Source organism: Pedobacter sp. GW460-11-11-14-TSB4 (assembly GCF_059423705.1).
Window position 1 is genome coordinate 21,703 of record NZ_JBWKYI010000014.1, and the last position, 19,999, is coordinate 41,701.

12 protein-coding genes are annotated in these 19,999 nt (G+C 40.8%); 8 read left to right on the plus strand and 4 right to left on the minus strand.

Going from position 1 to position 19,999, the window contains the following annotated elements:
* Positions 1 to 38: 38 nt before the first annotated feature.
* From AC07YT_RS14900 to AC07YT_RS14910, 3 genes are all read right to left on the minus strand, one after another.
* Positions 39 to 1,712, minus strand: a complete 1,674-nt coding sequence (locus tag AC07YT_RS14900; protein ID WP_086545805.1) for a RagB/SusD family nutrient uptake outer membrane protein — start codon at positions 1,710 to 1,712, stop codon at positions 39 to 41.
* Between the two features lie 17 nt (positions 1,713 to 1,729).
* Positions 1,730 to 4,768: a SusC/RagA family TonB-linked outer membrane protein gene (locus AC07YT_RS14905; protein WP_086545806.1), complete on the minus strand. Its 3,039-nt coding sequence runs from the start codon at positions 4,766 to 4,768 to the stop codon at positions 1,730 to 1,732.
* 66 nt (positions 4,769 to 4,834) lie between these two features.
* Entirely contained in the window at positions 4,835 to 5,722 is an 888-nt protein-coding gene (locus AC07YT_RS14910) for an inositol oxygenase family protein (protein ID WP_086545807.1), read from the minus strand.
* A gap of 509 nt (positions 5,723 to 6,231) precedes the next feature.
* On the opposite strand from AC07YT_RS14910, the gene AC07YT_RS14915 reads away from it, so the two are divergent.
* The 4 genes from AC07YT_RS14915 to AC07YT_RS14930 all read left to right on the plus strand — a co-directional run bounded on the left by AC07YT_RS14915 (position 6,232) and on the right by AC07YT_RS14930 (position 11,029).
* Positions 6,232 to 7,239 (plus strand): LacI family DNA-binding transcriptional regulator, encoded by a 1,008-nt coding sequence (locus tag AC07YT_RS14915; RefSeq protein ID WP_086545808.1) that lies wholly within the window; start codon positions 6,232 to 6,234, stop codon positions 7,237 to 7,239.
* Between the two features lie 126 nt (positions 7,240 to 7,365).
* The gene (locus AC07YT_RS14920) at positions 7,366 to 8,994 is read left to right on the plus strand and encodes a sodium/sugar symporter (protein WP_086545809.1); all 1,629 of its coding nucleotides are present in this window, start codon (positions 7,366 to 7,368) and stop codon (positions 8,992 to 8,994) included.
* A 45-nt stretch (positions 8,995 to 9,039) separates the two neighbouring features.
* Complete coding sequence (locus AC07YT_RS14925; protein WP_086545810.1) at positions 9,040 to 10,458, plus strand: glycoside hydrolase family 28 protein; 1,419 nt, start codon at positions 9,040 to 9,042, stop codon at positions 10,456 to 10,458.
* Positions 10,459 to 10,681: 223 nt separating this feature from the next.
* The gene (locus AC07YT_RS14930; RefSeq protein ID WP_086545811.1) at positions 10,682 to 11,029 is read left to right on the plus strand and encodes a hypothetical protein; all 348 of its coding nucleotides are present in this window, start codon (positions 10,682 to 10,684) and stop codon (positions 11,027 to 11,029) included.
* Between the two features lies 1 nt (position 11,030).
* Here the strand turns inward: AC07YT_RS14930 and AC07YT_RS14935 are convergent, their stop codons facing one another.
* Positions 11,031 to 11,312 carry a hypothetical protein gene (locus AC07YT_RS14935; protein ID WP_086545812.1) on the minus strand — a complete coding sequence of 94 codons (282 nt, stop codon included), beginning with the start codon at positions 11,310 to 11,312 and terminating at the stop codon, positions 11,031 to 11,033.
* Between the two features lie 267 nt (positions 11,313 to 11,579).
* Between AC07YT_RS14935 and AC07YT_RS14940 the strand changes: the two genes are divergently transcribed.
* The 4 genes from AC07YT_RS14940 (at position 11,580) to cslA (ending at position 19,951) form a co-directional block, all read left to right on the plus strand.
* A complete protein-coding gene (locus AC07YT_RS14940; protein WP_086545813.1) occupies positions 11,580 to 11,903 on the plus strand; it encodes a TfoX/Sxy family protein in 324 nt (107 codons plus the stop codon).
* A 214-nt stretch (positions 11,904 to 12,117) separates the two neighbouring features.
* Positions 12,118 to 16,167, plus strand: coding sequence for a two-component regulator propeller domain-containing protein (locus AC07YT_RS14945; RefSeq protein WP_086545814.1), 4,050 nt, complete (start codon positions 12,118 to 12,120; stop codon positions 16,165 to 16,167).
* 91 nt (positions 16,168 to 16,258) lie between these two features.
* Positions 16,259 to 17,803 (plus strand): sulfatase, encoded by a 1,545-nt coding sequence (locus AC07YT_RS14950; protein ID WP_086545815.1) that lies wholly within the window; start codon positions 16,259 to 16,261, stop codon positions 17,801 to 17,803.
* Positions 17,804 to 17,845: 42 nt separating this feature from the next.
* Positions 17,846 to 19,951: a chondroitinase-AC gene (gene cslA / locus AC07YT_RS14955; RefSeq protein ID WP_086545816.1), complete on the plus strand. Its 2,106-nt coding sequence runs from the start codon at positions 17,846 to 17,848 to the stop codon at positions 19,949 to 19,951.
* Positions 19,952 to 19,999: the final 48 nt, after the last annotated feature.

Consider the following 19,999-nt stretch of genomic DNA (forward strand, 5'->3'; position numbering starts at 1 on the left):
CGGCTTAAAAGCCAGAGAAATTTCCGGTAAAGTGCAGGTTAGTTGTAACCAGGGTTTTGAACCAGTTTATTGTTTGTTGCTATAGCTGTGCTAGGAATTGGAAATATACGGCGATAAGTGTCGGTATTTGTTTTAGACAAACCATAACTATTCTCAAATTTCCCAAATCTGATCATATCGTTGCGGTGCCAGGTTTCCCAGGCAAATTCTTTTGAACGCTCGTTGTAAAGTACATCCAAAGTTAATGCACCTAATGCTGCCGAAGTTGTCCGGTTGCTTCTTACGTTATTTACCAGGCCTAATGCAGTTGCACCAAGTGTTGGGCTTCCACCTCTGAATATGGCTTCTGCTTTCATTAAAATAATATCCGAATAGCGGAATAAGGGCATGTCGTTATTTTGGTTCCGGTTGGTTGGATTGGTATAATCCGCTATAAATTTAATGTTGCGGTAACCGGTGTTCCAGGCAATTTCATCTTTGCCCAAATCGTAAGCATTTGCACCTAAACGTGAACTGCTCAATGGGCTTAAGTTCAGCTGATAAGTTAAAGCGCCGGCAGGCGTACCACCTGTGTAAAACTGATCATACCCTAAATTTGTAGTGCTCACCATTATGGGGCTTCCATCTGGCCAGTACTGTGGGCCGGCCAGCCATTGTTTATTTCTGATATCGTTAGCATCGGTAAAATTTGCATAGAACTCAGTTGTGGTCATTCTTGGTCCACTCGGTTTATTATTTGCTAAACCGCCGCCACTACTTTGGTTCATTACCGGGTTGGTAAATGAGCCAGCTGTTGAGCCAGAGTACTGGTAGCGTATGCCCAGATTCCGGTTCAGATCGTAACGGGCCATAAACATGTTACCCGTAGTGGTCGATGCATCAAAGGGGATTGCAAAAATAAACTCTTTTTGCGATGGTCCATTGGTTGGATAAAACATCTGCAGATAAGTAGACATCGGTTCTATACTATATAAACCTGAATTTATAATCTGGTCGCAGGCCGCTATGCAATCATCGTAACGGGCTGTTCCGGTATATACGGCGGCGTTCAGGTACATTTTTGCCAATATCGAATAAGCCAGGTATTTGGTTGGTAAACCATAAGTTGATATACCGGTGGTCGATTTTAAATAAGGTATTGCTGCTTTAAGCTCACTTTCTACATAGTTGAATACCTGTGCGCGTGGAGTGTTTGTTTTTAAATCTGTAACGCCGTATAAAGTATCTAAAGGTACATTGCCATACATGTCCATCATCATAAAATAGGAGAGGGCACGCATGGTTTTTAACTCCGCCAGACTGGTATTTTTTTGTGCCCCGGCAGGTGCCGATTGGCCGATAATCGAAATGGTCTGGTTGGCGGTGCCAATAATATTGGTTAAATATGCCCAGCCTGCAGCAACCCAGGCATTGTCTTTATTCCAGGTATGACGGTGTAGTTCGAGGTATTTATTGCCATCGATCCAATCAGAAGCAAAAATTGGTAAGACTGACTCATCTGTCGAGCTGCTCTGTAAAAAGAAGTAAGTGGTGGCATAATCGCTTCTTAGATTGATGTATACTGGCCCCGATGCCGAAGTTAACTGGGCAGCGGTTTGCGGATAAGATTCTGGGGTAAGCTCAGATGTAATGGGTACCTCAAGTTTTTGGCAAGAGGTGAATATTAGTGTCCCGGTTAGTGCACACAATATTCCAAATAATATCTTTTTCATGTTTTTGAAATTTATTTTTAAAACGATGCGTTTAGGCCTAATAAAAATGTACGTGTTTTGGGATAGAAATTATTATAATCTATACCTGGTGCAACGCCTCCCTGGTTAATTTCGGGGTCGATACCTTTATAACCGGTAATGGTAAACAAGTTATTAGTTGATAAATAAAGCCTGATATTGTTTACATATTTAACAGGGTTTTTAAAATTATAACCCAGGGTAGCATTATCTAAGCGCACATAAGAACCATTTTCGATATACCGGTCTGAATAGAAGGAGTTTCTGGTATCTGTTATTTTATCATCGGCGGCACTGTTTAATATATTGTTAACCGTTGCGCCCGCCGTGTACGATAAATCGGCGCGTGTTGCATTAAATATCTTATTTCCGAAGGTTCCCCTTAAAAAGATATTCAGCTCCAGATCCTTATATTTGAAGGTGTTGCTCCAGCCCATTAATACTTTTGGTTGTGCACTGCCCAGGTAAAAATAATCGGTACCTATACCTGGGGTAGTGGTGGTAGAACCATCGCGTTTATAAAACAGTGAGTTGCCATTTGAATCTTTACCTGCGTATTTCAGCGAGAAAAACTGACCAAGTGGATAACCTACCTTAAGGATCTGCAGGGTAGCATTCGTTTGGCCCGGTCCTTCTGGATCTGAATAACGGACAGAATCGCCATTAGCGTAAGGCCCCTGTAAACTGGTAATTTTGTTCTTGTTGTAAGCCATATTGATGGTGCTTAACCAGGAAAAGCTTTTGGTTGTAACAGGAGAAGTAGTTAAGCTAACTTCGATACCTTTATTGTTAATACTTCCTCCGTTAGCCCATATTGCCCCTCCCGGAACAAGCGATGCAGGTACATTATATTTGAAAAGCATATCGGTTGTGTTTTTATCGTACACATCTACACTTCCGGTAACCTTATTATTGAAGAGACCGAAATCGAGTCCGATGTTTTTTGTTGCCGTTCTTTCCCATTTCAGATCGGGATTCGATCCCTGAATTGGTGCATAGGCGGCTGCCTGAACGCCATTGTTATAATATGTGCCGCTAATGCCATAAATTAACTGGCCGGTGTAAGCACCGATACCTGAAGAGTTTCCGGTTACACCATAGCTCAAACGGAGTTTTAAATCACTGATGACGGACTGGCCCTTCATAAATTCCTCTTCACTCACTCTCCATGCTAAACCAGCAGATGGAAAATAACCCCACTGGTTGTTTTTTCCGAAAACTGAACTTCCGTCACGTCTGATAGATCCTTGAAAAAGATATTTGTTTTTATAGTTGTAATTTACCCGCAAAAAGTCCGAAATCATGAGTATTCTACCATAAGTAAGGTCGTTCCCTAAATTAATACGGTAAGAAGAGATCGCATAAGGATTACCCAGGGATAAGTTCGAGAAACCAATGTAATCGGTAGGGAAATTAGTGCTGGAAGTTTGAAAACCATCTCCATATACATTATCCTGATAAGTATAACCCAATACCGCATTTATGGTATGATCACCGATTTTTTTATCCCAGGTTAAAAATGTCTCCAGGGTTTTATTGGTGTTTTCGTAATTGCTTCTTAAGGCTGAGCCATTGGTGCCAAACAAGCCCCCAATAAGGGTGTGGGCGATGCCAATACCAGGATCGGGGTTGTTATAAAAGTTTGACGTTGGATACTTTCCAAAGTAACTGCTATAAAACTCACCATGTGAAGCGGTTGTTTTCTGGTAATATAAATTGATATTATAGGTAAAGCCGAATGGCAGTTTTACCTCTGTATTAAAGCCTCCCAGCAACACATTGTATTTGGTTTCATCCTGTGCATTATCTGATATTGCAATCGGATTAAAGTAGCCGGTATTATTCAGGTTTTCAAAATAGCTTCCATCTGCATTATAGATGGGCGAAACCGGTAAACGTTTGGCTGCCTGTAATAAAACGATGTTCTGCAAAGGTTCATTAATCGATTTGCTGCTCGAATTGGATAGGTTTAGGCTAAATTTTACCTTATCGTTAAAGGCGTATTGATCAACGTTTAAGCGGCCGATAATGCGGTCTAATGAACTTTTGGCCAAAATACCCTCTTTGGTGAAGTAGTTCAAACTTGCACTATAGTTGCTGTGCTCAGCACCACCACTAAAAGAAAGGTTGTGATTCTGCGAAAAAGCGGTAGATCGTTCAATGGCTTTCATCCAATTCACATTTTCGCCTTTATCATCATTTGGTGAAAAGGCTACTTTATTCGTTGTCAGAAATGACCTTAACTGATCGGCACTCATCAGATCAAGCTGGCTGCTTACTTTTTCTGCTGCAGCATAACCGCTATAGTTTAACTGCGGTTTACCCGATTTGCCCCGTTTGGTGGTTACCATGATTACGCCGCTCGCCGCACGGTTACCGTAAATAGCTGTTGCAGCGGCATCTTTCAGTACATCAATTGATTCAATATCGGCAGGTGCAATTGCTGCAATATCTGCCCCAGGTATACCATCGATTACATAAAAAGGAGCCCCGGGACTATTCACAGTTGAGGCGCCACGTAATATAACGGCCGCGGGTTTGTTCGGGTCGCCACTGGACGTAATATTCATCCCCGCTACCTTACCCTGTAGCAATTGTCCAACATCTGCAATGGCACCTTTATTCAGTTCTTCAGGTTTTACCGATGTGATTGCACTTGATAAAGTTTTGCGCGAGCTTTTTCCATAACCCACTACAACCACATCTGTTAACGATGCTGTAGCTTCTTTTAGGGTTACTTTATAGCTTGAAGCAGCCCCAATGGTAATCTCTTTGGGTTCGTAACCCATAAAAGTAAACACCAGTTTGTCGCCGCTTTTGGCCGGGATGCTAAAAGCACCATTATCGCCGGTTACCGTTACTTTGCTAGTGCCCTTAACCGAAACGGAGGCGCCAATAACGGGCTTATTTTCGGTATCTATTAAGTTTCCGGTAATTTTTCGTTCAGTTTGCGCAAAGGCTGTATTGAACGACTGGCTGATGAGTAAAAGCAGCAAAAAGATGCTGCCATACTTTAAGCTTGTACATTTAAATCTCATGATTTTTGTAGATTTAGGTTCATAAATGGTTTGTTTTATTTGGTTATATGGTTTTGAGATAGCATGTTAAAACTTAATGGTAGCCGGTAGATATTTGGCCACAAGCGCTTTATAATAAGGCTGCAGCTCTGCCCAGCTTTTTTGATTGGGGTTTTTAGAGTACAGATCGTAGGGATTAAACAGGTTTACCCATTTAAACATTTCGTGGTCTTTTTCGCTCATCAGGTGATCATATGCATTTTCCCGGTGCTGCGAATAAAAAGAATGGTAACGCAGCATGTATAATCCTGGCTCCGGAATGTATGGCTTCATCATGTGGTACACATACTCATCATGTCCCCACGACATGTCTACATGATCCAAACCGCAATTTTGGGTATAAACACCCAATTTGGTCTGATAGGTTTCGTTATTGAAATCGGGGTTTTGGCTGAAAAATTCAGGATAAACAATTTTATCTGAATAGGCACAGCCTACCGGAAAAGTATCGCCCACTACCGCCCATTGCGGCTCTCCGAATAAGCAAAGCACCTTACCCATATCGTGGATCAAACCCACCAATACCATCCAATCGGGATGACCGTCGTTTCTGATGGCTTCTGATGTTTGCAACAGGTGCTGCATCTGGTCCAGGTCGGTATCAGGGTCAGAATCATCCACTAACTTGTTCAGAAAATCAAATGCACTCCAGATAGGCATCTCCTGTTTGTCGAACTTTAAATAATCTGCTTTTTTCTGTTTTACGAAATCATAGGTCTGATAGGTATGGTTAAGCCTGTAAAATTCTTTTACGCTATCCTTTTCTGTTTCATCATAATTTCTAAACTGCTCTTCTTTTTTTTCAGCATTGATGTTTTTCGGATCAGGGTAGCGGATCAATATATCCTCTTCCCATTGATCAAGATTTTGCAATGGATTTTGATTATCCTTTGAAGCTTCGCTTTGGTTTCTCATAAGGCCAGAAATTGATTTGGTTAAAAAATTTTCTTTGATTTTATAAGTTAAAGTTGAGTTTTTGAAAGCTTAAACTTTTATATTCTGCCTATTTTATTTACGTAAACGATTAAGTAAAATATTATTTTTTACGTCTGTTTTTTATTTAAATATCTTTAAATCAAGTATTTAATTTGTATTGCTGCGCCTGCAGGTATATTTTTAAGTTAGGTGCATTCGGAGGGGAGATACGTTAAATAATAAAAAATAAACGTTGTTGTTACGATTATTTCTTATTTTCGTTTATAAGCAAGGTATCTTTTCTTAGTCGTAAGAGATATCGGCTTGCTAAACCAAATAATTGTTATGAACATCAACTTCACCCGGCCCGATCTGTGTTGCCAGCAGCTGTTTGTTTTTTAAGATTTTGGTAAAAAAGAGGAAGCGCCAAAGCTATTGTTTCAATAATTTTTACTGCTAAACACAGCCGTTTTCTCAATAAAATAACTAACAAAACAAATTTTAATAACATGGCGGAAGCAGTAAATATTAAGCGGTTGGCTCAGGAGTTGAATATTTCAATAGCAACCGTTTCTAAAGCACTTAATGACAGCTACGAGATTAGTTTAAAAACCAAGAACAGGGTATGGACTTTGGCTAAGGAACTAAATTATACGCCCAATCCGGCAGCCAGCAACCTGCGGAGCCATAAAACGAAAACGGTAGCCGTGGTTATTCCCTGTGTAGCCAATAATTTTTTCTCACTGGCTATAAAAGGAATTGAGGAGATTGCCAGGCAATACGGTTATCATGTATTGATTTACCAAACCCATGAAAATATAGAAGCAGAAGTTGCCTTTACCAATAGCCTGTTAAATGGTCGTGTAGATGGCATTCTTACCTCAGTATCGAGCAGTGAATATAACAGCGAATATTATACTAATCTGGTGAAGAAAATTCCTTTGGTATTTTTCGATCGTGTTTATGAAAATCTGGATGCGGTAAAAGTAACCACCGATGATTACGAGATAGCTTTTCAGGCGACTGAACATTTAATTGAATGTGGCTGTACCAAAATTGCGTATTTATATGGATTGGAAAACCTTCCTGCGGGTAAAGCCCGGTTTGCCGGTTATCTCGATGCATTGAAAACACATGGGATAGATGCTGCGGAACAACTTGTTGTTAAATACCATGATGACGAAGAATTAAACCTGCAGCATATTAAGGAGTTGCTTGCGAAAGATAAACCAGATGCACTTTTTTCTTCCATCGAAGAATTTATCATTCCTGCTTATTGCGCTTGCAGGGAATCAGATCTTAAAATTCCTGATGATGTTAAAATACTCAGTTTTTCGAACCTGAATACCGCCAGACTGCTGAGCCCTTCGCTTACTACAATTACACAGCCAGCGTTCGAAATCGGGCGTGAAGCGGCAAAATGCCTGTTCAAAATTCTCAATAATAAACAGCTTGATGATGAGCAGAATATCATCCTGAAATCGGTGCTGATCAAGCGCGAATCGACGGGTTGTTAATGAGGATAAATCGATGTTATTGCTGTCTGCTACGCGAAAACGTTTACGTAATTAAATAATCCAATTAAGCCGCCAACATTGGGATTTTTTCTGATTTTTAAAAAAAACCAAATATAAAAAACCCTTATGAACCACTTGTCTGCATTCGATTATGCTGTTTTTTTGATGTATTTTGTTATTGTTTCGGCTTACGGCTATTGGGTTTATCGGAGCAAGAAAAAAAAACGTACCGATACCAAAGATTATTTTCTGGCAGAAGGTTCGCTCACCTGGTGGGCCATTGGTGCATCAATTATTGCTTCTAATATTTCTGCCGAACATTTTATTGGCATGTCGGGTTCGGGTTTTGCTATGGGCCTTGCCATTGCCAGTTACGAATGGATGGCCGCCGCTACGCTCATTATTGTAGCCATATTCTTTCTGCCCATTTACATCAAGAATAAAATTTACACGATGCCGCAGTTTCTGTCTAACCGCTATAATAATACGGTAAGTACGCTAATGGCTGTTTTTTGGCTGCTCGTTTATGTGTTTGTAAACTTAACTTCCATTTTCTTTCTTGGTGCTATTGCCATCGAAACCATTACGGGCGTTCCTTTTAATATCTGCATCATTTTTCTGGCCATTTTTTCTGCCATTATTACTTTGGGAGGGATGAAGGTAATTGGTTATACCGATGTAATACAGGTTTTTGTTTTAGTGGCAGGCGGACTGATTACCTGTTATATGGCGCTTAAACTGGTGTCCGAAAAATTAGATGCCCCCAGTGTTTTAGCCTCACTTCCTTTATTACGCAGTGAAGCATCCGATCATTTTCATATGATATTTTCGAAAGGAGATAAATTTTATAATGAACTGCCCGGTATTGCGGTGCTGGTAGGTGGTTTGTGGATCAATAATTTAAATTACTGGGGCTGTAACCAATACATTGTTCAAAGGGCGTTGGGCGCTGATTTAAAAACCGGACGTAACGGATTAATATTTGCGGCATTTTTGAAATTACTCATTCCGGTAATTGTGGTTATCCCGGGTATTGCGGCCTATGTACTTTATCAACGTGGTTATTTCCATTCCGAAATGCTCGATGCTGCGGGAGTGGTTAAACCCGATCATGCTTATCCGGTACTGATGAACTTATTGCCTGCAGGGATAAAAGGACTGGCTTTTGCTGCGCTTACTGCCGCTATTGTAGCCTCTCTTGCCGGAAAATGTAATAGCATAGCCACCATTTTTACACTCGATATTTATAAAAAGTTTATCAAACCCGAAGCTTCAGAAACGCGCCTGGTTTCAGTTGGCCGCTGGTCTGTGGTTATTGCATCATTAATTGCGATCATCATTGCTCCCGCATTGCGTAGTTTCGATCAGGTTTATCAGTTTATTCAGGAATATGTCGGCTTTATTTCGCCGGGTGTTTTTGCTATCTTTTTACTCGGCTTTTTCTGGAAGAAAACCACTTCGCGTGCGGCACTTACCGCTGCATTATTAACCATTCCCTTATCTACATTATTTAAATTCCTGCCTGCAGTTACCAATGGAGCTATCGCACCGATTCCTTTCTTAAACAGAATGTCGTGGGTGTTTATGATTATCATAGGATTAATGATTGTGGTAACCTTAACCGATCCGAAAAGTAAAGATAACCCGCAGGGACTTGAAATTGACAGCAGCATGTTTAAGGTTACTCCTGCATTTACCATTGCCTCAGTGATGATCTGTGGTATCCTTGCCGCACTTTATACTGTTTTTTGGTAAGCAAAGCTTTAAATAGCTGATTTATTTATTTTTAACGAATTGATCATGAAGATTAAAACCTTATCCTTTTTGGCATTGCTGATTTCTTTTAGCGCAGTGGCTCAAAATAAATTATACAACATTAAAACCTATGGTGCGGTTGGCGATGGCAAAACCAACGATGCCGTTGCTATTCAGAAAACCATTGATGCCTGTTCAGCAGCTGGCGGTGGACAGGTAATTGTACCCGCTGGTCATGTATTTTTAACCGGTCCTTTTAACTTAAAATCCTTCGTTAATTTAAGGGTGGAAGGTGGCGCTAAACTCCTGGCTAGTCCAGATGAAAAACTGTATACCCAAAGCGCTTTTAGAGAAAATAAAGGCGAAGGTACCATCTGGATCGGCGGAGAAAAGCTCGAACAGGTGAGCATTAGCGGAACAGGTGTAATTGATGGAAATGGGATTTCCTTTATGGGGGAGGAGCTTAACGACTCGTATGTATTAAAACCTTTCAATATTGTTGATCCGCGACCGCATTTGCTTACTCTGATCGGCTGTAATAAACTGAATATAGAGGGGGTAACTTTTCAGAATTCAGCCTACTGGACGGTTCATTTAGTGGGTTGCAATGATGTCTCGATATCAAATATCACCTTGCTGAACAGCATTAAGATCCGTAACAGCGATGGCATTGATCTGGATCACAGTAAAAATGTGAGAATTACGAACTGTTTTATCGAATCGGGTGATGATTGTATCTGCTTGAAAAACAGGCGGGAGTTTGAAGAATATGGTGCCTGCGAAAACATCGTGATCAGCAACTGCACCATGACTTCCAGCTCATGCGCCATCAAAATAGGTTCTGAAAATATGGACCGGATTAGCAATGTGCTCATCAATAATTGTAATATCAGGAAGAGCAACCGCGGCATTGGCATTCAAAACCGCGATGAGGGTACAGTAGATAATGTGATTTTCTCCAACCTCTTTATCGAATCGAAGCTTTTTTCGGATGTATGGTGGGGCAAGGCAGAGCCGATTTACATTACGGCTTACCCCAGGGCAAGCAGCAACAATAAAGATGCCGGTTGGCGTTTGCCAAAAGGACAAAGCAAGGGCAGGGTTGGGGCGGTTAAAAATATTTATTTCAGTAATATCCGGTGTACCGGAGAAAGCGGTGTGTACATCAGTGGCGAAAGTCCAGATAAAATTTCCGGGATCTACTTTGATCAGGTTACTGTTTATCTCGATAAAACAACAAAGCAAGAAGGCGGCGTATACGATCGTAGGCCAAGCAATGTGGAGGGACTGGTTAAAAGTGCAATTGCAGGGTTTCATTTCGAAAATACCGGATACATCAGCCTACTGAACAGCAATGTGGTATGGGGTGTAAATAAACCCGGCTATGCCGGAAAAGCCCTGGAACAAAAGAATGTAAGTCAGCTCAAAACAGTGAACTTTAGCGAAAGTACCGCAGATAAATAATTAAGGGTTCCCCTAAGCATTAAACCTTTGGCTGTACTTCGGTTAGTCAAGCCCTGCTATGCCCTCAAGTGTCTGTTTAAGGCTTTTCTACTTAAACGTTTACGCAAATAAATACGTCTAAATCCAATTAAAGGCCTGCTTTTTTTAACAACTTCGCTATACCATAATTACTACGGAGGCAATAAGCCGGAAAATAGTAACACTGGTGAGCGGAAAGGAATATATGTTAAAAACGATAAACGTATTGGTTGATTTACCCGATTTTGGTATTGTAGAATTACCGCTGGTTTATGTTATGGAAGGCGATAAGACAGGCGTTTGTTTAGTAAACTGTAAGGTGATGTTGAGTGCCGAAAATCAGCCCGAATGGCTATTAACAACCGCTTTTAATATTGTTTATACCCACGCTGAGGCGGATAACGCAAACATTGTTTCGGTAAGTACCGGTAACGGAACCACAAACCGCTATCATGAAATTATGCTGAGCATTGTATCGTCATACATTAAGCTCAAAGAAGATCGCATTGATTCAAATCAGTCCTTAACAACGACTTCAAGTGTAGTTGAATAAGTTATTGTAATTCAGGCTGCTGTTCTCTTTGTGTAATTTCAGTCATTGCAACAGCGATTTCGTTAAGGGTTTTGACGCTGAAAACATGTCTGCCGGTTAACCACCTTTTGATTTCATCAGGATTAATATCCAGTATAGTCGCAAGATCGTTTTCTGTTGAACTCTTTTCTGCAAGTATGTCTCTGGTTTTATGGGCAACTTCCAGGTTTAGCTGCGTGAGTTGCTCAATTGCAGGATTTCCGGTTTCTTCCAGCCAGATCGAAACAAAATCGTTTTCTTCCATTTTATTCTTTTTTTACGGTTTAGAACAACAATGTACTTAACCATCAACTGTTCATTTGGGCGGCAAATTTAGTGATTAGCCCCATTATTGCAAACCAGAATTAAAAGAAAAGCAATCAGCCGGTGATTAGTCTGCCTGTAGGTTTAATTTAATGGTTGATTGTGCTTATCTTAGTGCAGTTGACTAAATTTGATCTTATATGCACTTAAAAGCTGCTTTTTGATTATTCTTCAACCTTACTCATATTCCAATTAGATCAAATTACAAATGGCATCAGACCAGAAATTCGTAGACTTTATAATAGATCAGATAGATTATTCCGAACAGGTTAGCTATAAAAAAATGTTTGGCGAATACGGCTTGTATTTTGATGGTAAGTTGTTTGCCCTGGTGTGCGACAATAAGCTGTTTATCAAACCAACTTTATCTGGAAAGGCCTATATAAAAGATGTGGTGGAAGCACCGCCTTATCCCGGCGCAAAAAATCAGTTTCTAATCGAAGCACAATTAGAAGATCGCGATTGGCTGAAAAAACTGGTAAGCATCACTGTAGCCGAACTGCCTGAACCCAAACCCAAAAAAAAGAAATAAGAATAGAATTTTGCTTGATTATAAGTAGACGATTTCTCAAAGATGGCATAAGAAAACCGTATAACCTGGTTGATGTATTAGGTATGATGGAAGTATTTTTTGACAAGTCAGGAAAATCTCTATTTTTATTCCCTGAATCAAACCAATGACAAACCGACTGCCCAAACCTATACTCATCTTCAGTGTGCTGCTGCATTTAAGCTTCTTATGCTTGATGAAACCGGTATTTGGACAGCTTTCCTTCGATCACCTATCGGTAAACAACGGGTTGTCGCAAAGTACAGTGCTTTCCATTTGTAAAGATAGCCGTGGTTATATGTGGTTTGGTACACGCGATTGTTTGAACAGATATGATGGGAAGAGTGTTAAGATTTACCGCACAGATCCAGACAATCCAGCCTCTATCAGTACCGAAGATTATATTTATGCCTTGGAGGAAGACCGGCAAAAAAATCTCTGGATAGGAACACAAAACGGTCTAAACCGTTACATTCCCGAAAAAGATGCTTTTGAAAGGATTGCTTTTGATCCAAAAAATGCCAACAGCATTAGCGATAAGATTATTCTTTCTATCTACGCCGATAGGAGCGGAAAAGTATGGTTTGGTACAAACCAGGGCCTAAGCATGCTCGAGAATGGGAGCTCCCGAAAATTTAAAAAGATCTACCAAAAAGACGGTCTTGCCGGAAACTCGGTGTACACTATTTTTGAAGATAGTAAGGGGAATATCTGGGTGGGTACCACCACAGGCCTGAGCCGGTTATCGTTCAAGGAGGGTAAATATCATATCCAGTCCTTTTATCATCGGGCAGGAGATCCCGGTAGTATCAGCGGCAATTCCATCCGCACTATTGCAGAAGATGGAAAAGGACGGATCTGGATTGGGTCAGAATCTGAAGGTTTAAATCTTTTTCTTCCTCAATCGCATTCATTTAAAAGGTTTAGGTACAGTGCACTACAGCCAAATGCTTTAAGTAACGATATTGTCCGGAAAATTATGCCCGATGGAAAGGGTAATTTATGGATAGCCACCATGAATGGCCTCAACATTCTTGATACGCAAACCCTGGGTTTTACTTCCTATAAACATGACGCCGATAACCGGAAAAGTTTAAGTGATAACTCTATTAAAGAGATTTTTCAGGATGATCAGGGATCCATTTGGATAGGGACGATGTTTGGTGGGGTAAATGTAGCCCATCGCAATACAATTCCATTTACCGTATTCAAATACAGTAAGTACCGTAACAGCATCAGTAGCGATATTAGTAGTGTAATAGCGGCTGATAATGATCAGAATTTATGGATCGGAACAGAGGGGCAGGGATTGAATTTCTACAATGTTAAAACCGGACTATTCAAAAAATATATAAACGATCCCCGCGATCCGGGCAGCCTTAGCAATAACACCATAAAAGCTATTTTTAATGATCGTAAGGGCCGGATATGGATCGGACTTTACCAAGGCGGATTAGAACTTTTTATTCCCTCAACAGGTAAATTTAAGCATTATCCGCCCGGCAGAAACGGATTGAGTCAGGGTTACCTCAGCAGCATTAGTGAAGACGACCAGGGAAGGTTATTGCTGGGTACTTCTTCCAAAGGACTGAATATCTTCGACCCTGAAAAAGAAAGTTTCCAGCTCATTGATGATCAACCTGGTCATGGCTTAAAACTAAGCAGCAGTTATATCAGGTTTGCTTATCAGGATACCAAAAAGAATCTTTGGGTGGGTACACCAAGAGGTTTGAACTTTTTACCACCCGGAGCAAATCATTTTAGCGTTTTTTCTAGGGATGATAAAACTAAAGGAAGTCTTAAATCCAGTCAGATTACCTGTTTATGGGAAGATCGCCTGGGACACATCTGGGTGGGTACCATGCGAGGAGGACTAAGTTTATATCATCCCGACTCCAAATCGTTTAGCACTTATACCAGGGCCCAGGGGCTGGCCAGCGACAATATCATCGATGTTTTAGACGATAATGATGGAAATCTGTGGATCAGTACTGATAGAGGACTTAGTAAGTTCGATTATAAGCGTGGTGTATTTAAAAATTACAATACTGGAGATGGCCTTCCAACCAACGAGTTCAATGTAAATTCAGCCTACAGAGATATCCATGGTAAGCTTTATTTCGGGAGTTATGATGGATTGGTGGTGTTTACGCCAAGAGAAATAACCGAGAATACACTTATACCCCGCACGGTTTTTTCAGGATTGAAACTTTTTAATAAACCGGTAGGCATCAATGAGGATAACGGCCTTTTGAAACAAGACATCAGTTTTACCAAAGGGATTACTTTTACCGCCGAACAAAACATCTTTAGTTTAGAGTTTGTATCGTTAAATTATGTGCAGCCACAACGTAACCGTTATGCTTACAAATTAGAAGGCTTTGAAAAAGACTGGAATTATGTAACTATCCCATCAGCAAGTTATACCAATCTTCCATCAGGTAATTATAAGTTATTGGTAAAGGGGAGCAACAATGATGGCTTATGGAGTAAAGCGCCCGTGGTAATGGAAATCCGGGTACTTCCGCCACTGTGGCAAACCTGGTGGGCTTATACCTTGTATTTTATTGCAGGCGGTTTGCTGCTTTATTTTGTGCTCCGCTTTACCAGAAGGCAGCAGAAACTGAAAACAGAGTTGTATTATGAACACCTTAACAGTGAACGCCAGAGCGAACTTTACCAGATGAAACTGGATTTCTTTACCCGTATTTCTCATGAGATCCGTACACCTTTGACCTTAATTTTTGCACCCTTAGAAAAACTGATCAAAATAACCGCTGAAAACGGTGCCGTTAACCTCCAGTTGCAAAATATAAAAAGAAATACCGATCGTTTGGTGCGGCTCATTAGCGAACTTCTTGATTTTAGAAAAATAGAAAGTGGAAATTTGAGCTTAAAAGTTTCAGAAAACGATCTGGTTAGCTTTTGTCGCCAGATCTATGAATCTTATCTCGGCCTTGCAGAAATTAAGAATATAGATTATCGTTTCGAATGCGAAGCAGAATCGATGTTGGTTTACTACGATCCGGCACAAATGGAGAAGGTATTTTATAACATCCTTTCCAATGCTTTTAAATTTACACCTGATAATGGAAAAATAACCTTTAGCCTTAAACAATCAGATGGGCTTGCCAAAATAGCCATAACAGATACTGGAATTGGCATACCTGCCGACCTGCAGGATAAGATATTTACAAATTTTTTTCAGGTAAAAAACGGAGCTGCTGCGACCGAAGGCTGGGGTATTGGTTTGGCATTAGCTAAGAATATTTTAGACCTTCATAAAGGAGAGGTTAATGTATACAGTGAGCCTGCTAACAATAAACGACAGGGCATTACCATTCTTCACGTAAGCTTGCTTTTAGGTAAAAATCATTTTAGCGATGAACAAATTGCATCCAATCCGATCGTGACAGACAAACCTGTAGCGGTTGGCTCATTAGATCATGAATTGGCTAAAATACAACTGGTAGCGCCTGAGGATAAAAAACGACATACAGTGCTGGTGGTTGAGGATAATGATGAACTCCGTGACTTTATTGTACAATCGTTAAAGCATACCTATCATATTTTAGAAGGCAAAAATGGCTTAGTGGGCTGGGAAGTAGCTACGGAACATGTGCCCGATATTGTGGTAAGCGATGTAACCATGCCTGAATTGAATGGCTTTGAACTTTGCCAGAGATTAAAGCAGGAAGAGACCACCAATCATATTCCGGTGATTATGCTAACGGCAATGGCTTCACACGTTCATCAGATAGATGGACTAGAGGCAGGTGCAGACGTATACATTACGAAACCTTTCAGTATTCAGGTACTCGAACTGAGTATCCGCAATTTGTTACAGGGGCGTGAGGAGCTCAGGCAGAAATACATCAAGCAGATTATGCTTAATCCACGGAAATTGGAAACCGCTTCGCCAGAGGAGAAGTTTTTAAACCGGCTGATGCAGTTGATTGAAGATGGAATGGAAGACCCCGAATTTAATGTGGGCGGCCTGGTTGATCAGATCGGCATGAGCCAAACTGTGTTGTATAAAAAAATAAAGGCCTTAACCGGATTATCTATTTCAGATTTTATTAAATCCCAACGACTAAAAAGGGCAGCACAATTACTAAACGATCATAAAATGAATATTGCTGAAGTAGCCTATTCGGTTGGCTTTAACGATAGGAAGTATTTTAGTAAGGAATTTAGGAAGCAATTTGGAGTGGCGCCATCAGAATACCAGCAAAAAACAGATTAATCCCCCTTTTTAAACCGATTTTTCCTCCTTTTTTTATCCGTTAAATTCAATATTTGATCTAAATGAAATATAAATTCACAAAAGATTAAATATGAAAGACCTTTTCATTGCCTTCTCAAAGGCCTGTAGCAGAACATTGATTAATTCTTTTCGAATATTATTGAACTTTTGCGGTCAGGGTAAAAGCCTACATGCGCTTGATACTACTTTTATAAAATGTAAGCGTAGTTATATCCTTATTATATCGGTTCTATTCGTAACATCAGTACCAGGTATTGCGCAAGTAGCCCATCCTGATAAACCCAATGTTATTCTAATTGTAAGCGACGATGCAGGTTATGCAGATTTTGGTTGTTATGGCGGAAAGGAAATACCGACTCCGAATATCGATGCTATTGCCCGTCACGGTGTTCGTTTTACCAGTGCTTATGTTTCAGCTTCAGTATGTGCACCCTCCAGGGCAGGCCTTTTAACTGGCCGTTATCAGCAGCGCTTTGGCTTCGAGCACAATACCTCAACATTGGTTTCGCCTGGCTATACCCTGGCTGATGTAGGAATGGACCCCGGTGAGCGTACCATTGGCAACGAGATGCAGGCCAACGGATATCGGACAATTGCTATAGGTAAATGGCATCAGGGGGATGAAGAACAGCATTTTCCATTGAAACGGGGATTCGATGAATTTTATGGGTTTACCGGTGGTCAGAGGAGTTTTTTCGCCTATAAAGCTAAGCCTGCGCGGGAGAATTTGCTCTACGATAACCATGAACCTGTTCCCGAAAGTAAGATTACTTATCTAACGGATATGCTAACCGACAGGGCGACAAGGTTTATTGAGGAAAATAAAGATCGTCCATTTTTTATGTACCTGGCGTATAATGCCGTGCATAGCCCCATGAACGCCAAAAAAGAACTGATGGCCCGTTATGCCAATATTCCTGATAGTGGACGAAGAGCCTACGCCGCCATGATGACTTCTCTTGATGATGGCATAGGCAAGCTCATGGCAAGTCTAAAAGCGCAAGGACTAGATAAAAATACCCTTTTAATCTTTATTAACGATAATGGTGGAGCGACCAACAATTCATCCGATAATGGTGTGTTAAGGGGAATGAAAGGATCGAAATGGGAAGGCGGTATCCGTGTGGCGATGATGATGAAGTGGCCCGATCACCTTGCAGCAGGTAATATTTATGCCAAGCCCGTAAGCGCATTAGATATTTTGCCAACAGCTATTGCCGCTGGTCATGGCACTCAAAAAGGCATAAAGAAACTTGATGGCGTAAACCTGATTCCTTATTTAAAGGCAGGTAATCAAAATACACCACACCAGGCCCTTTTCTGGCGAAGGGGAATCGCAGCCGCCATGCGAACTGGCAACTGGAAATTGATCCGCGTTAGGGAAAACAGCAAACTCGAGCATGTATTGCTTTTCGATCTCACTAATGACCTCTCCGAAAGCACCGATTTAGCGGCTAAGTATCCAAAACAGGTTAAACTGATGTTGCATAGTCTTGCACGGTGGGAAAATGACCTGGATACACCTCATTGGGGCAGTTCTTATGGTGGCAAGAACCAGATTATGAAACACCGCATGGAAACAAAAGGCAGGGCTATGGAAAGACTGTATCCTTAATCAATCATAAAATAATACCAACTAACCAACCACAAAACCAAAATGAATAAATTATTGAATACCGGTCTGCTTTTTTTATGGATGTGTTTGCCAAACGTAATCAGGGCACAGCAAACGGAAACGACCAAATTAATCATGGACAGGATAATAAACGATCTTAAAAGACCGGCAAAATCTGTTGATGTCGCAGCTGCTGTAAGTTTGAAGACGATACAAGCTGACGGAAGCTGGAAAGATATTCCCTATCAGGATAAGGAGATTACCAAATGGCAACCTGCCAGGCACCTGGTTAACCTTGAAAACCTGATACAGGCTTATGTTGGAAAAGAAAGCCGCTACTTTGAAGATGAAAAAGTATTTGATGGCATTGGCAGGTCATTTCAATATTGGTACGATCACGATCCCAAAAGCAGCAACTGGTGGCACAATGAAATAGCTACGCCACAGGCCTTGGGCGAAATGCTCATTATGATGCGTTATGGAAAGGAACATTTAGATGTGAACCTCGAAAATAAACTGATTGAGCGGATGAAACGTGGAGATATTGGAAAGCAGACCGGAGCTAACAAAACAGATGTAGCTTTACATTATTTTTATCGCGCACTGTTAACGAATAACCAGGATTTGCTTCGTTTTTCTACCGATCAGCTTTTCGAGCCTATCCAGTTGGTATACCGTAAAGAAGGCCTTCAGTACGATTATTCCTATCTGCAGCACGGGCCACAGCTCCAGATATCCAGTTATGGTTCTGTGTTTATCACCGGAGTATTAAAACTGGCTAATTATGTAAGGGGAACTGAGTACGGCCTGAACGGTGAAAAACTGGAGCTGTTCTCGAAATATTACCGCAATAGTTATTTAAAAGCAATACGTGGAAGTTATATCGATTTTAATGTAGAAGGCAGGGGAATAAGCAGACCTAACATCCTGGATAAAAGCAACGAACGAAACAGGCTTCTGGTTGCACAGTTACTGGATTTTAAAAATACCAGCGATTGGAATGCAGCCATTGCAAGGACCGAAAATAAAGAAACGCCAGATTACAAAATACAACCTTATCATCAACATTTCTGGAACGGAGATTACGTTCAGCACGGCAGAAGTACTTATGCCTTTAATGTACGGATGGTTAGTAAGCGCACCAAACGAAGCGAATCGGGCAATAAGGAAAATCTTTTGGGTAGATACCTATCTGATGGAGCCACCAATATACAATTGCGGGGCCCCGAGTATTATAATATTATGCCTGTATGGGAGTGGGACAAAATACCGGGCGTTACCAGTAGAGATTATCTGGTAGACCGGCCGTTAACCCAATTCTGGGGAGAACAGGGTAGCAATGATTTTGCAGGTGGTGTATCTGATGGTGTATATGGTGCCAGTGGGTATATGCTGGATTACGATAGTTTACAGGCAAAAAAATCATGGTTCTTTTTTGATAAAGAGATTGTTTGTCTTGGTGCAGGTATAAACAGTAATGCGCCTGAATCGGTTACGACGACCGTTAACCAATGTTGGTTGAATGGAGAGGTGCTGGGTGCTGATCATGAGCAAATTGCTGGCGGGAAGGTTGCTGTGTTTAACGATAAGCACCCCAGCTGGTTGCTGCACGATGGAGTTGGTTATTATTTCCCTGAGCAAAACAACCTTACTTTGAGTACCGAAACCCAAAAGGGGAACTGGTACCACATTAATAATGCCCATGCTAAAAGCGATGTTTCGGGGCAGGTTTTTAAATTATGGATAAATCATGGCGCTAAACCTGTCGATGCCAAATATTCTTATATCATTTTACCTGGTATAACTAAAGCAGGAGAACTCAAAAACTTTAAAGCCAGTGATCTGATTATTGTAGCCAATACTGAAAAAATACAAGCAGTTTACCATAAAGCCTTAGACATTTTCCAGGTTATATTCTATCAGGCAGGCACCATAACTTTGGCGGGAATGGAAATCAGTACAGATAAAGCCTGTGCGCTAATGGTTAATCATGTTAATGGAAACCAGCTATGGTCAGTTGCTGATCCTTTGCAAAAAGAACTTTTGATTAATATGATTTGTAAAGATGTTAAAACAGGAAAGATAAAAAAACTAAGCGCTGAACTTCCACAGCGGGAACTTGCTGGCTCAACAGTTTTATTACACTAAGACTTTTTCTGAAAAAATCGGTTAATTATGCGCATTAGCCACATGTTA

Coding starts and splice junctions, on each gene's coding strand:
- AC07YT_RS14900 (WP_086545805.1), bottom strand. CDS start 1,712: ATGAAAAAGATATTATTTGGAATATTGTGTGCACTAACCGGGACACTA.
- AC07YT_RS14905 (WP_086545806.1), bottom strand. CDS start 4,768: ATGAGATTTAAATGTACAAGCTTAAAGTATGGCAGCATCTTTTTGCTG.
- AC07YT_RS14940 (WP_086545813.1), top strand. CDS start 11,580: ATGGCATCAGACCAGAAATTCGTAGACTTTATAATAGATCAGATAGAT.
- AC07YT_RS14950 (WP_086545815.1), top strand. CDS start 16,259: ATGAAAGACCTTTTCATTGCCTTCTCAAAGGCCTGTAGCAGAACATTG.
- AC07YT_RS14945 (WP_086545814.1), top strand. CDS start 12,118: ATGAAACCGGTATTTGGACAGCTTTCCTTCGATCACCTATCGGTAAAC.
- AC07YT_RS14935 (WP_086545812.1), bottom strand. CDS start 11,312: ATGGAAGAAAACGATTTTGTTTCGATCTGGCTGGAAGAAACCGGAAAT.
- AC07YT_RS14920 (WP_086545809.1), top strand. CDS start 7,366: ATGAACCACTTGTCTGCATTCGATTATGCTGTTTTTTTGATGTATTTT.
- cslA (WP_086545816.1), top strand. CDS start 17,846: ATGAATAAATTATTGAATACCGGTCTGCTTTTTTTATGGATGTGTTTG.
- AC07YT_RS14910 (WP_086545807.1), bottom strand. CDS start 5,722: ATGAGAAACCAAAGCGAAGCTTCAAAGGATAATCAAAATCCATTGCAA.
- AC07YT_RS14930 (WP_086545811.1), top strand. CDS start 10,682: ATGTTAAAAACGATAAACGTATTGGTTGATTTACCCGATTTTGGTATT.
- AC07YT_RS14925 (WP_086545810.1), top strand. CDS start 9,040: ATGAAGATTAAAACCTTATCCTTTTTGGCATTGCTGATTTCTTTTAGC.
- AC07YT_RS14915 (WP_086545808.1), top strand. CDS start 6,232: ATGGCGGAAGCAGTAAATATTAAGCGGTTGGCTCAGGAGTTGAATATT.